The sequence below is a fragment of the Curtobacterium sp. C2H10 genome (assembly GCF_025407985.1).
Classification (GTDB): domain Bacteria; phylum Actinomycetota; class Actinomycetes; order Actinomycetales; family Microbacteriaceae; genus Curtobacterium.
In genome coordinates, this window is sequence record NZ_JABXGF010000041.1 from 1 (window position 1) to 12,502 (window position 12,502).

A 12,502-nucleotide genomic window follows, 5' to 3' on the forward strand; every position below is an offset into this window, starting at 1 on the left:
ACCAAAAGCACGCGGAGCCGCGCGGATGCGTGGTTCCGGGCGACTTTGGTTGTGCGGTGCGGCAGCGCGCCCGCCGCGGCGCGGCAGCGCGCGACGGCAGCGCGCGCCCGCGCGCCGCGTCAGTACCGGTAGTGCTCGGGCTTGTAGGGGCCCTCGACCGGGACACCGATGTACGCCGCCTGCTCCGGCCGGAGCTCGGTCAGCGCGACCCCGAGCGCGTCGAGGTGCAGCCGCGCCACCTTCTCGTCGAGGTGCTTCGGCAGCACGTACACCCCCGTCGGGTACTCGGCGCGGCGGGTGTGCAGCTCGATCTGGGCGAGCACCTGGTTCGTGAAGGAGTTGCTCATCACGAAGGACGGGTGCCCCGTGGCGTTGCCGAGGTTCATGAGCCGCCCCTCGGAGAGCACGAGGATCGACCGGCCGGTCGGCAGACGCCACTCGTGCACCTGCGGCTTGATCTCGACCTTCTCGACACCCGGCAGGGACTCGAGGCCCGCCATGTCGATCTCGTTGTCGAAGTGCCCCACGTTCGCGACGATCGCGAGGTGCTTCAGCGCCAGCATCTCGTCGACACCGACGACGCCGAGGTTGCCCGTGCACGTGACGACCATGTCGACCTGGTCGGCGACGTCCGCGAGGCGCGCCACCTGGTAGCCGTCCATCGCGGCCTGGAGCGCGCAGATCGGGTCGACCTCGGACACGATGACGCGGGCGCCCTGCCCGCGGAGCGCCTCGGCCGCACCCTTGCCGACGTCGCCGTAGCCCACGACGAACGCGACCTTGCCGCCGATCAGCACGTCGGTCGCCCGGTTGAGCCCGTCGGGCAGCGAGTGCCGGATGCCGTACTTGTTGTCGAACTTCGACTTCGTGACGGAGTCGTTGACGTTGATCGCCGGGAACTTCAGCTCGCCGGTGCGCGACAGCTCGTAGAGGCGGTGCACGCCGGTGGTGGTCTCCTCGGTCACGCCCTCGATGTCGGCCGCGATGCGGGTCCAGCGGTCCGACGACTCCTGCAGTGAGGCGGCGACGGTGTCGAGGACGATCTTCCACTCGGTGCTCGCGTCGGCCCCGGCATCGGGCACACGGCCGGCGGCTTCGGCATCGGCGCCGGTGTGCACGAGCATCGTGGCGTCGCCGCCGTCGTCGAGGATGAGGTTCGGGCCGATCCAGTCGGCGCCGGCGGCTGCGGCCTCGGCCGACCAGTCGAAGATCCGGCTGGTGCACCACCAGTACTCCTCGAGCGTCTCGCCCTTCCACGCGAACACGGGGACGCCGGCCGGCGAATCAGGCGTGCCGGTCGGGCCGACGGCGATGGCCGCGGCGGCTTCGTCCTGCGTCGAGAAGATGTTGCAGCTCGCCCACCGGACCTGCGCCCCGAGCGCGACGAGCGTCTCGATGAGGACGGCCGTCTGCACCGTCATGTGCAGCGAGCCCGCGATGCGCGCGCCGGCGAGCGGCTGCGACGCGCCGAACTCCTCGCGCAGGGACATGAGCCCCGGCATCTCGTTCTCGGCGAGGCGGATCTGGTGGCGCCCCGCCTCGGCGAGGGCGAGGTCGGCGACGCGGAACGGTGCTGCGGTACGGGCTTCGGTGGGCATGCGGCCCAGTCTTCCACGCCGGGAGGCGCGGGTCGTCAGCCGACGTCGGTGCCGTGAGCCGCGCCTCCGGGGATCCCCCTGTGGAGGACCGGACCCGACCGCGTCAGTCCGCGTCGCGACGGAGCGGCTCGCGCCGCACGACCTGCCACCCGCGCGGGACGCGCAGCTGCGCCGCGTGGCGGGCGCAGAGGTCGTAGCCGTGGGGCTCGACGCGAGTGGAGAGGGGGCCGACGACGACCATGGAGTCCCCGTAGTCGTACGTCAGGGTCGCCGAGGCGCTCGCGCCACAGGCGACCTTGCTGCAGATCCTCACGTCCATACCGCCACCGACCCTATCGGAGCAGGGCGGCACCGCTCGCGCCGCGTACGATGTGGGGATGCGTCGCAGGACTCGTCTCGTCACACCCGTCGACCGGGGCCGCGGTCGGTCCCGGCACGGACGCGGCGGACGGTCCAGCGTGACCGGTCCGGACCTCGCGCCGATCATCACCCGCGCCGAGACGTTCGACCGCATCGTCGGGGACACCGCGCACTACCTGCTCGGGCTCTGGCCGGCCGAACTCGAGGGCGTCGTGTTCCAGGTCGCGGACATGCCGACGGACTCGACCCTGCCGGACCACATGCCCCGGTGGCGGGTGGACCGCGAGCAGCGCCGCGTGACCGTGTTCCGCGTCCCGGTGGAGCGGGTCACCCGCAGTCCCGAGAAGGACGACACCGACAAGCGCATCATCATCGAGACCGCGGTGTTCCGCGCCGTGGGCGAGCTGATCGACAAGGACCCGTGGGACCTGGCGCCGGACCGCTACCGTCACTGGTGACGCAGCGCGCCAGCGCCACGGCTCAGGGGTAGACCCGGACCGGCGTCGAGACCTCGGTCGCCGCCCGCACCGGGAACCCGGCGATGCCGTCGTCGCCCATGTAGGTCACCCCGGCGACGAGCCCCTCGGTCCCCTGCAGCTCGAGCTGCTTCGCGACCGGGACGACCACGGTGCGCACACCACCGGCGACGACCTGCACGTCCTGCGTCTCGTCGCCGGAGCGGATCGTGACGTCGGCGTCGGAGCGCGTCGGGTTGACGAGCGTGAGGCGCTGGTTCTCACCGGGCGCGACCGCCGTGATGGTGGACTCGCCGAGCGGGTCGGCGGAGGCGAACCACCCGACGTCCGTGCGTCCGTCGTAGGTGGGCGTGGTGGTGCGGGCGCCGGCGACGAGCGGCTCGGTCGACGTGACGGTGAAGGCGTAGCGACCGTCCGGGAAGTCGTCGAGCGTGACGTCGGTGACGACACCGGGTTCAGCGGTGGCGTTCACGGTGGACCCGCCCCCGTCGGCGGTGGTGATGCCGAGGGTCACGCGGGCCGCCTTCGTGCCGGGCACGAACAGCCGGACGATGGGTGCGGCGTCGGCCGTGTCGTCGCCGCGCTGGGCCTCTTGGGCGCCGTCGAGGACCACACCCGGGATGATCTGCGACGTCGAGGGCGCCGCACCGCCGGAGATGATGTCGAACCCACCGGGGGTGAGGGTGCGGACGATGGACTCCTGCATGTGGGCGACGATCTGGCCGCCGGAGGACTCGACGTGCACGACCGTCGAGCCCTGGTCGGAGACGAACCCGGACAGCGGGACGACCTTCTGGGTGTTCGGCGCGACGACGATGCCGGTCGTGCCGGGAGCGCTGACCGTGCCCGAGCCGTCGTAGATCGACAGGTCGACGGTCGCGTTCACGTCGGTCGGGTTCGACAGCGTCACGAGGCTCGTGCGGCCGGTCTCGGTGGACCCGCCGACCAGCCAGGTGGACTGGCTCGGGTCGTCGCACGACGCTGCCCCGACGCCGACGACGTCCCCGCTCGCGACGCTCTGGTAACTGCTGCCGGCGACCTGCGGGGTGGTGTCCCCCGCCGGAGCGGTCAGGAGGCGCGGCTTGCTCCCGCCGGTCGCGGAGTCGTCGAGGCCGGAGCGCTCGACGCTCGACCCGGTGGTCGCGGTGGCGACGGTGGCCGAGCCGACGGTGCTCGCCTTCGTCGCGTCGTTGCCGGCGTCGTCCGAGAGCCGCAGCGCGTTGCCGGCGCAGACGCGCTCGGCGTCGGCCGGGACGGGTGTCACCGTCTTGCCCGCGGGACGACCCGGGTCGGTGTCGGTGCCGAGGGCGTGCGCCGCGGTGACGGCTCCGGCGGCGACCACGACGGCGATCGCGGTCGCCGTGCCGCGGGCGACCCAGCGGCGGACGGAGGCGGGGGTACGGCTCATTCGTCGCGCTCCTCGTCGAAGGTGGTGGCGGGTTCCTCGGCCTCGATGACGTTCGAGGTGGCACGGCGTCGACGGGGCGCGGTGGGCACCGCCAGCAGTGCCGCGGCGCCGAACACGACACCGAGGACCACGAGGTAGAGCACGTGCGTCGCCTGTGCCCCGGCCGACCCGGTGGACGGGCGGTCGACGTCGCCCTCGTAGTGGAACAGCTGGCCGCTCGTCGTCTCGCCGATGCTCGTGAACAGCGCGTTCTGGCCGATCGCCCCGGCTGCACGGTCGTGGACCGCCTGCGCGGAGGATCCGTCGGGGGCGTCGTCGAGCAGGACGAAGCTCACGCCGAGCTGCCGCAGTGCGGGCTCGGGGTCGTACCCGCTCCGGCTCGCCAGGTTGCCGGCGAGGGTCGCGAGCTGCGCACCGGAACGGCTGAGCGTGAGCGCCGTCGAGTCGAGGGTGGTCTGGTCGTCGAGCGTCGAGCCCTGACCGCGTTCGAGCGACACCGCGAGCGAGCCGTCGTCCTGCGGGTCGACGACGAGCGTGCCGACGTCGGGGTTGGCCTGCGCCTCGGCGTTCACGTACGCGCTGAGCACCCGGCCGGACGTCGGCTGGATCACCGCGTTGCCGAGGTAGAACGCCCCGAAGGCCGGCGCCACGGTGACGGCGGCGACCACGGTCGTCACGAGTCCCGCGACCGGGGCGATCCGCGGCAGCACGTCGATCCCGATGCAGGCGGCGGCGACGATGCCGAACCAGTACACGCTCAGCCCGCTGCCCGGCCAGATGATCGTGGTCGTGGACCCGACCCCGGTGACGGCGACGTGGGTGGCGGCGAACGCGGTGGCGAAGCCGGCCAGCGCGATGAGGAGCGTGGCTCCCGCGACGGCCCAGCGGTGGCCGAGCATCGCACCGATGGCGGCGACGGCCACCGGGAGCGCGAGCACCGCCATGAGGACCGGCAGGATCCAGGCGGCGAGCGCGAGCCCGGACGTGGTGGGCAGCCAGCCGCTCCAGTCCGGCACCGGCTGGCCGATGGCGAGCTGGAAGGCCGAGGGTGCGCGGGTGGCCGAGGGCACGCCCGGGTCCGCGAAGACGGCGAGCACGTTGCCGCGGGCGACCTGCGCGAGCACGAGCGGCAGGAAGAGCACGGCTGCCGGCACCGGGATGAACACCCGACGGTGCGCACGACGCCACCCGACGGCGAGCGACACGAGCCAGCCGAGCAGCAGCACGGGCAGCAGCGACGGCGCCGAGGCCGCGATGACGGCGAAGAGCAGGGACGCGCCCGAGGCCCAGGCCCACGAGCGGTGCGCCTCGAGCACGGCGAGGAACAGCCAGGGCAGGAGGACGTGCGCGATCACGGCGCCGAGGTGCCCGCTCGTGGCGGCACCGACGAGCGTCGGGGCGATGGTGTACAGCGCCGCGCCGATCACCGGCACCCAGGTGCGGGTCGTCAGCTTCCGCACCGCGAACCAGGCGCCGAGCGCGGCGAGCGGGAACGCGACGAGCATCACGAGCACGACCGAGGTCGACGGCGACCAGAACGTGATCGAGCCGAGCACGGCGACGACCGCGGCGAACGGGTCGCTCGGCCCGGTGAACCCGGTGCCGATCGAGTGCCAGCCGTAGCCGACGTTCTGCCACAGCCGGGCGACGTCGGTGCTCAGCGGCAGGAGCCCGCCACCGGTCAGCGCCGGCGAGCCGAGCAGCGGGTACAGGGTCACGACGCTCAGGACCGCCGCGGCGAGGACGACCCAGATGCCGCCGTCGCCGAGGAACGACGCCCGGGCGATCGGTGCGTCCTCGACCCGGGCGAGCTCGACGTCGCGCGACGTGGTCCGCCGTTCGTGCACCCGGCGCCAGCTGACGCGGAGTGGCTCGACCGCCGCCCACCCGAGCTTCTTGCCGCGTGCGAGGACCCGGCGCGAGCGTCCGGTCCCGCCGCCGAAAGCGACCGAGAACGCCGCGGCGAGCTCGGCCCCGACCGCGGCCGGGTGCTTGGCGACGAGGTGCCCGATCGCGCGGCCGATCGCGAACGGCACGAGCGTGAGCCAGTGGATCCAGAGGACGCCGGCGGACGCGTAGGTCATCCGGCGGTGCAGCTGCGCCTGCCGGTGCATCCGGACGCGCCGCCCCTCGGAGACCCGCTTGCGCCCGAACTCCTCGATGGGCCCGGCGCTCGTCACGCGGGCCTCGGGCACGACGGCGACCCGGTGTCCGGCGAGGCGCACGCGCACGCAGAAGTCGAGCGCGGCGTCCACGTTCGGCAGGGCAGGGTCGAAGCCGCCGAGTTCGTTCCACACCGAGCGTCGGACGAGCATCCCGCCGGCGGCGACCGCCATCACGTCGGTGTTCCGGTCGTGCTGGCCCTGGTCGAGCTCGTCCTGCACGAGGACGATCGACCGACCGAAGCGGGTCATGCTCTCGCCGAACGCCCGGAGCCGCGACGGGTCGTCGACGTCGACGAGCTTCGGCCCCGCGACGACCACGCTCGGCGCGATCTCGACCGCGGACAGGAGGTCGGCGAGGGCGGTCGGCGCCGGCGCGTTGTCGTGGCCGAGCAGCCAGAGCCACTCGTCGACGGGTTCGTCCGCGACCGCGGGCGGGGCCTCGCGTTCGCCGCGGGCGACCGCCTCGCCGAAGGGGCGACCGGCTGGCAGGCGCAGGAGTTCGGCGGAGCCGCCGAACGACAGGTCGGTGGTCGAACCGTCGGTCGACCCGAGGTCGACGACGACGAGGTTCTCGGGGTGACGGGTCTGGGCGGCGAGCGCGTCCAGGGTCCGGTCGAGGTGGTCCGCCCCGTTGGCGGCGACGAGGATCGCGGTGACTCTGGGCTGCATGACGGGCGTCACTCTACGGTCTGGAGGCGCGGCTCGGCCTGCGGACGGCGGCGCGCCGTGAACCTGTGGGAGCCATCAACGACCGGTGCGCGTCGGACGCGCACCGTGCCTCCTGGACCGGCCAGGTGCGCGGCTACGCCCGCTTTCGCAGCTTGCGGCGCTCGCGCTCGGACAGGCCGCCCCAGATCCCGAAGCGCTCGTCGTTCTCGAGCGCGTACTCGAGGCACTGCGCTCGGACCTCGCACGAGGTGCAGATCTTCTTGGCCTCGCGCGTCGAGCCGCCCTTCTCGGGGAAGAACGCCTCGGGGTCGGTCTGCGCGCAGAGCGAGTCCACCTGCCAGGCGAGCGGGTTCTCCTCGTCGTCGGTCTCCGGACGCCGGACACCCGGGACGCCGAGCGACACGGGGTCGACGTGCCAGTCCTCCGGTACTCCGGCGTGGAAGTCGGAACCGTTCACCCTGATCACCCCTGACGTCTCGATAACGGGACCACAACGATCGCTGTCGTTGCCTGTAATTACAGCGGTGTCATTCGCGAGAGTCAAGTCGCGGATCATAGAAGGCACTGACGGTTCCGGCGTGTCATGTCCCCCGTACGGGCGTGTCGCGGCCGGTCTGTCGGGGTTTCGGGGGACAACTGACGCCCCCTCAGCCGGCCGCGACGGCCCGTCAGCCGATGCGGCGCCGGGCTTCCCAGGCGCTCGTGACCATCTCGTCGAGCGTGTGGCGCATCGCCCAGTCGAGGTCACGCGCAGCCGCTTCGCCGGTCGCGACGATCCGCGCGGGGTCACCGGCGCGTCGCGGCGCGATCTCGGGCTCGAACGCGATGCCGGTGCCCTTCGCCATGGCGTCCATGATCTGCCGGACGCTGACCCCGTCGCCGCTGCCGAGGTTGTACGCGCGCTCGAGGGTCTGGCCCGCCTCGAGCTTCTGCGCGGCGACCGCGTGCGAGTGCGCGAGGTCGGCGACGTGGATGTAGTCCCGCACGCAGGTGCCGTCGGGCGTGGCGTAGTCGTCGCCGTTGATCCGCGGCGTGCGACCGGCGAGCAGGGCATCGAAGACGAGCGGGAAGAGGTTGTGCGGGCTCGCGTCGTACAGGTCCGGCTCCCCCGACCCGACGACGTTGAAGTAGCGCAGCGACGTCGTGGTGAAGCCCGCGGCGACCTCCATGTCGCGCAGCAGCCACTCACCGATGAGCTTCGACTCGCCGTAGGGCGACTCCGGCGCCTTCGGGGTGTCCTCGACCACGGTGTCGACGTCCGGCGTGCCGTAGACGGCGGCGCTCGACGAGAACACCGCCTTGGTGACGCCGTTCTCCGCCATCGCCCGGAGGAGCGTCGCCATGCCGGTGACGTTCTGCTCGTAGGTGTGCAGCGGTCGCTCGACCGACACCCCCGCGTACTTGAAGCCCGCGACGTGCACCACACCGGTGACGGCGTGCTCGCGCAGCGTCCGGGCCACCAGCTCACCGTCGAGGATCGTGCCCTCGACGAACGGCACGTCCTCGGGCACGAACGCCCGGAAGCCGCTCGAGAGGTCGTCGAACGCGACAGTGTCGATGCCCGCCGCACGCAGTGCTCGGACGACGTGGGACCCGATGTACCCGGCGCCGCCGGTGACCAGCCAACTCATGCTGGCCACGCTAGCGGAACCGGCGCGGCGTCAGACCGCCACGCGCTGCGGGTTCACGCACCCGTCGCGATGAAGACCGTCGACGCCAGACCGCTGCCGTTGTCGGCCTCGACCGTGACGTCGCCCTCGTCGGGGGTGATGTAGCAGGACTCCCCCTGGCGCAGCAGCGTCGCGGACCGCGCCCCGACGAGCGTCACCGCACCCGCCGTGCAGATCGCGATCGAGGGGCCGTGCAGCGGCGCGACCCCGCCGGAGGCCAGGCCGACCGGGCGTCCGTCCCCCGTGACGCGGAGCAGCGCGAACCCGACGCCGTCCGGCGCGAAGCGCTCGACGCCGGCGGCGACCGACTCGGCGGCCAGGACGGGTGCCGGGTACGCGGTGAAGTCGAGGACGTGCAGCAGCTCCGGGACGTCGACGTGCTTCGGCGTGAGCCCGCCGCGCAGGACGTTGTCGGAGGGGGCCATGAGCTCGATGCCGAGCCCGTCGAGGTAGGCGTGGATGTTCCCGGCCGGCAGGTACATCGCCTCACCCGCGGCGAGCGTCACGCGGTGCATGAGCAGGGACACCACGATGCCGGGGTCGCCCGGGTAGCTCGTGCCGAGGTCACGCACGGTCGCGGTGTTCGGGGTGACGGCGTCGTCGGGGAGCGCGGCGGCGAGGTCGCTCACGGCCTGCACGACGGCCTGCGCCGAGGAGTCGCCGGTCTCGAGCCACCGCACCGTGTCCTCGAGCCCGTGCTGCAGGTGCACGACCAGGGGGCCGAGCCGACCGGACCCGGCGTCGAGCGTCTCGACGTCGGCGAGCGTCTCGGCCACCGGGCGAAAGCCGCTCAGCGCCTCGAAGCGTTCGCTGAGCGCCACGACGAGCTCGGGCTTCGGGAACGGGTCCTTGTAGTTGCGGGCCGGGTCATCGATCGGGACACCCGCCGCCTCCTCGCGCTCGAATCCCTCGCGCGCCTGCTCGGGTGTCGGGTGGGCCTGCAGCGAGAGCGGAGCGGCGGCCGCGAGGACCTTCAGCAGGAACGGGAGCCCCGTGCGGTCCGGTCCGAGGGCGTCCCGCGGCTCCGCGGTGATCCAGTCGAGCAGCGTGTCCGCACCGCCGACCATCGCCGGGTTCACGACGACGCTCGGGCTGCCCGGGTGCGCGCCGAGCCAGAGTTCGGCCTGCGGTGCGCCGGTGACGGTCCGGCCGAGGAGCTCGGGGATGGCCGTGACGGATCCCCAGGCGTAGTCGCGGGGCGTGTTCGTGATGCCGAGGAACATGCGCACGAGCCTATCGGCGGTCGACGTGCGCTCCCCGGGTACCCTGGCGTCGTGACGAACACCTGGCCGTTGGCGCGCGGATCCGTGCCCGAGCGCGAGGCGTTCGCATTCGGCGCGACGATCCTGTTCGTGCTCTTCGCCGGCGACGCCGTGCCGAACACGCTCACGTGGGTCGGCGCGGGACTGCTCTGGGCGGCCGCCGCGGTCTGGGCCACGACGATCATCGTCCGGGCCCGCCCGCCGCTCACCCGGACACCGCGTGCGCTCTGGCTCTTCCTCGCCTGGTGCCTGGTGTCCGTGGTGTGGTCGCACTGGCGGTTCGCGACGATCTCGAGCCTCGCGGTCCAGGTGATCTGCGCGGGCGCGGCCTTCGCGATCGCCTCGACCCTGACGTGGCGGCGGATCACCGACGCGCTGAGCCTCGCGCTGCGCTGGGTCCTGATGGGGTCGCTGCTCTTCGAGGCCTTCGTCGCGGTCGTCCTCCGGCACCCGATCGCACCGGCGTGGACGGACTACGGCGACCGGAAGATCCCGGACGCCTTCTACTTCTCACGGGCCGAGCTCTTCACCGGCGGGCGCATCCAGGGCCTCCCCGGCAACGCGAACCTGCTCGCGATGGTCGCGCTCCTCGCCGTGATCGCCGTCGCGATCCAGTACGCCGAGGGGCGACTCCGACGCAACCGCGCGATCGGCTGGACCGTCGTGGCCCTCGTCGTCCTCGCACTCACCCGCTCCTCGACCGTGCTGGCCGCCGGGCTCGTCGTCCTCGTCGCGCTCGCCGTCGCGCTCTGGATCCGCCGGGTCCCGACCGAACGACGGACACCGCGCTACCTCGCCGTCGCCGTCGGGGCCGTGGTCGTCGCCGTGCTCGGGTTCCTCGCCCGTGGCCAGGTGTCCGAGCTGCTCGGCAAGGGTTCGGACGCGACCGGCCGCGGCGTGATCTGGGAGCGGGTCATCGGGCTCATCCAGGAGCACACCGTCGTCGGCTGGGGGTGGATCGGCTACTGGTGGCCGGGCATCCCGACCCTCGCGGACCTCGCGCACCGCAAGGGCGTGACCTACCTGCAGGCGCACGACGCCTACCTCGACGTGTGGATGCAGACCGGTGTCATCGGGCTGGCGATCTTCGTGGTCTACGTGGTCACGACCCTCAGCCGGTCGTGGGCCTCGGCCACCCGGATCGGCTACGACGCGTCGCTCTCCCCCCGTCCGTTCGACCCGGTGTCGCTCCTGCCGCTGCTCGTCGTCGTGGCGCTGCTCGTGCAGTCGGTGACCGAGTCACGGCTGCTCTACCAGGGGAACTGGGTGCTGTTCGCGCTCATCGCGATCAAGACCCGCATCGTGCTGGTCGGCGAGGAGCCCGTGTCGGCCGGCGACGGCCCGCGCACACCCCCGGCACGCCGCGAGTTCCGGACGCCCGCGCGCCGCTGACCCGAGCCCGCCCCGGCCCCCGACACCGGTCCCGTCGTCACGGCCGCTCGACCAGGCGGTCGCACGGCACCGCGGCCCGCCACGGCGCGGTCCGGAGCACGACGGACGGCAGCGTCGGGTCGGCGCGACAGGCTTCGGCGGCCGCGGGGACCTGCGCGGACCAGACCGGGCCGGCGCTCCGCCGGGTCGTCCCCGGAGCGGCGTTCCAGACGGCGGCGATGACCACCGCGGCGACCACGCACCACGCGAGCACGACTGCGACCAGCCGGCCCGCGGCCGCCGACCGGCCGACTGCCGGACCGGATCGACCCGCACCGGGCCGACCCGCGCCTCCTGGCACTCCCACCGACCCGATGACCACGGACGCCGCCACCACCGCTCCCGACACGAGCAGCAGCCCGGACGCTGCCGCGTACCGCTGCGGCCCCGCCGCCAGCGCGGCCGGCCCGAGTGCCACCCAGTCCTGCACCGCCGAGCCGTTCGCCACCAGCGCTGCCCACCACACCACGAGGGAGCCCCCGGCGAGGGTGACCACGACCCACCGCGCACGCCCCCGGCCGAGCACCACGGCCGTCACGAGCACGACCACCAGCAGGGCGGTCGGCAGGACGACCACGCCCCACCCGTGCGCGTGCACCGTCTCCGCGACGACACCGACCCGACGGTCCCACGCGCCCCCGAGCGGCTGGAGCAGGTACCCGGCGAGCACGTCGGAGGCGCCCGGGTCGCCCGGCCGGGACGCTCGCGGATCCGTGAGCGCCGTCGCGACCTGCACCCCACTGCCCAGCACCGCCGCCACGGTGACCGGCAGCGGGCGGAGGTCCACCCGTCCGGTCGCCGTACGTCGCAGCGGCAGCCAGGAGACCAGCAGGAGCGGGAGGAACAGCGTCGCCTGGACCTCGCTGAGCACACCGAGGGCCGTGACCACGGCGAGCGCCACCGCTCCCCACCACGTCCGGGCACGGTGGGTGGCCGTCCAGGGCACCAGGACGAGCACGTACCAGTGCAGGTTCGCGGCCGTCCCGCTGATTTCGACGGGCGCGAGGGGCAGCGTGACGGGGACGGCGGCGAGCAGCACCCGGAGGGGCCACGGTCGGACGACGTCGCCGGACAGCAGGAACACGAGCGCGCACACGACACCGACGACCAGGCAGGCGAGACCCGAGACGGCGACGGCGTACCGCTCGACGGGCAGGAGCCACGCGAGGTCGACGACGATCCGCGGGACGAGGTGGCGGTAGCCGGCGTACGACTCGAGGACCGCGCCGGGGCCGAGCGCGAGCCGGTCGCGGAGGAACACGCCGCCGTCCTCGGCCCACACCGTGCCGCGGGTGGTCGGGCCGAGCCGCCACCAGGCCAGGGCCGTGGCGGATCCACCGACGACCGCAGCGACCGTCGGTGCGCCGAACCGCCGCCAGCCGCGCGCCATGGTGCGCTGATCGTACGCCGACATCGCGGATCGTCGATATGCCAGGACGGGCCGATCCGACGGGTCGAGCGCA

General features: G+C 73.3%; 10 protein-coding genes. 2 read left to right on the forward strand and 8 right to left on the reverse strand.

The window, feature by feature from the left end; genetic code table 11:
- Positions 1 to 119: 119 nt before the first annotated feature.
- The gene (gene ahcY / locus HWD93_RS13835; protein WP_261647123.1) at positions 120 to 1,598 is read right to left on the reverse strand and encodes an adenosylhomocysteinase; all 1,479 of its coding nucleotides are present in this window, start codon (positions 1,596 to 1,598) and stop codon (positions 120 to 122) included.
- Between the two features lie 103 nt (positions 1,599 to 1,701).
- A complete protein-coding gene (locus tag HWD93_RS13840) occupies positions 1,702 to 1,917 on the reverse strand; it encodes a DUF3499 family protein (RefSeq protein WP_070418494.1) in 216 nt (71 codons plus the stop codon).
- A 139-nt stretch (positions 1,918 to 2,056) separates the two neighbouring features.
- Here HWD93_RS13840 and HWD93_RS13845 point away from each other — a divergent pair, with 139 nt between their 5' ends.
- Complete coding sequence (locus HWD93_RS13845; protein ID WP_254789530.1) at positions 2,057 to 2,416, forward strand: metallopeptidase family protein; 360 nt, start codon at positions 2,057 to 2,059, stop codon at positions 2,414 to 2,416.
- 22 nt (positions 2,417 to 2,438) lie between these two features.
- Here HWD93_RS13845 and HWD93_RS13850 read toward each other — a convergent pair whose 3' ends face one another.
- The 5 genes from HWD93_RS13850 to manA all read right to left on the reverse strand — a co-directional run bounded on the left by HWD93_RS13850 (position 2,439) and on the right by manA (position 9,569).
- Complete coding sequence (locus tag HWD93_RS13850) at positions 2,439 to 3,842, reverse strand: DUF5719 family protein (protein WP_261647124.1); 1,404 nt, start codon at positions 3,840 to 3,842, stop codon at positions 2,439 to 2,441.
- Positions 3,839 to 6,676: a glycosyltransferase gene (locus HWD93_RS13855; protein ID WP_261647125.1), complete on the reverse strand. Its 2,838-nt coding sequence runs from the start codon at positions 6,674 to 6,676 to the stop codon at positions 3,839 to 3,841. Before HWD93_RS13855 ends, HWD93_RS13850 begins: the two co-directional genes overlap by 4 nt.
- A 133-nt stretch (positions 6,677 to 6,809) precedes the next feature.
- Positions 6,810 to 7,142 (reverse strand): WhiB family transcriptional regulator, encoded by a 333-nt coding sequence (locus HWD93_RS13860; RefSeq protein ID WP_083295294.1) that lies wholly within the window; start codon positions 7,140 to 7,142, stop codon positions 6,810 to 6,812.
- Between the two features lie 202 nt (positions 7,143 to 7,344).
- On the reverse strand, positions 7,345 to 8,307 hold the full coding sequence (gene galE, locus HWD93_RS13865) for a UDP-glucose 4-epimerase GalE (RefSeq protein WP_070418491.1): 963 nt from the start codon (positions 8,305 to 8,307) through the stop codon (positions 7,345 to 7,347).
- Positions 8,308 to 8,360: 53 nt separating this feature from the next.
- On the reverse strand, positions 8,361 to 9,569 hold the full coding sequence (gene manA, locus HWD93_RS13870; RefSeq protein WP_261647126.1) for a mannose-6-phosphate isomerase, class I: 1,209 nt from the start codon (positions 9,567 to 9,569) through the stop codon (positions 8,361 to 8,363).
- A 51-nt stretch (positions 9,570 to 9,620) separates the two neighbouring features.
- Here manA and HWD93_RS19535 point away from each other — a divergent pair, with 51 nt between their 5' ends.
- Positions 9,621 to 11,000 carry an O-antigen ligase family protein gene (locus tag HWD93_RS19535; protein WP_261647127.1) on the forward strand — a complete coding sequence of 460 codons (1,380 nt, stop codon included), beginning with the start codon at positions 9,621 to 9,623 and terminating at the stop codon, positions 10,998 to 11,000.
- Positions 11,001 to 11,037: 37 nt separating this feature from the next.
- On the opposite strand, the gene HWD93_RS13880 is transcribed toward HWD93_RS19535, so the two are convergent.
- Positions 11,038 to 12,453: a hypothetical protein gene (locus HWD93_RS13880; RefSeq protein ID WP_261647128.1), complete on the reverse strand. Its 1,416-nt coding sequence runs from the start codon at positions 12,451 to 12,453 to the stop codon at positions 11,038 to 11,040.
- Positions 12,454 to 12,502: the final 49 nt, after the last annotated feature.

Bases quoted from the DNA above. Each gene is read 5' to 3' on its own strand.
- ahcY (WP_261647123.1), bottom strand. From the start codon at position 1,598: ATGCCCACCGAAGCCCGTACCGCAGCACCGTTCCGCGTCGCCGACCTC.
- HWD93_RS13840 (WP_070418494.1), bottom strand. From the start codon at position 1,917: ATGGACGTGAGGATCTGCAGCAAGGTCGCCTGTGGCGCGAGCGCCTCG.
- HWD93_RS13850 (WP_261647124.1), bottom strand. From the start codon at position 3,842: ATGAGCCGTACCCCCGCCTCCGTCCGCCGCTGGGTCGCCCGCGGCACG.
- HWD93_RS13855 (WP_261647125.1), bottom strand. From the start codon at position 6,676: ATGCAGCCCAGAGTCACCGCGATCCTCGTCGCCGCCAACGGGGCGGAC.
- galE (WP_070418491.1), bottom strand. From the start codon at position 8,307: ATGAGTTGGCTGGTCACCGGCGGCGCCGGGTACATCGGGTCCCACGTC.
- manA (WP_261647126.1), bottom strand. From the start codon at position 9,569: ATGTTCCTCGGCATCACGAACACGCCCCGCGACTACGCCTGGGGATCC.
- HWD93_RS13880 (WP_261647128.1), bottom strand. From the start codon at position 12,453: ATGTCGGCGTACGATCAGCGCACCATGGCGCGCGGCTGGCGGCGGTTC.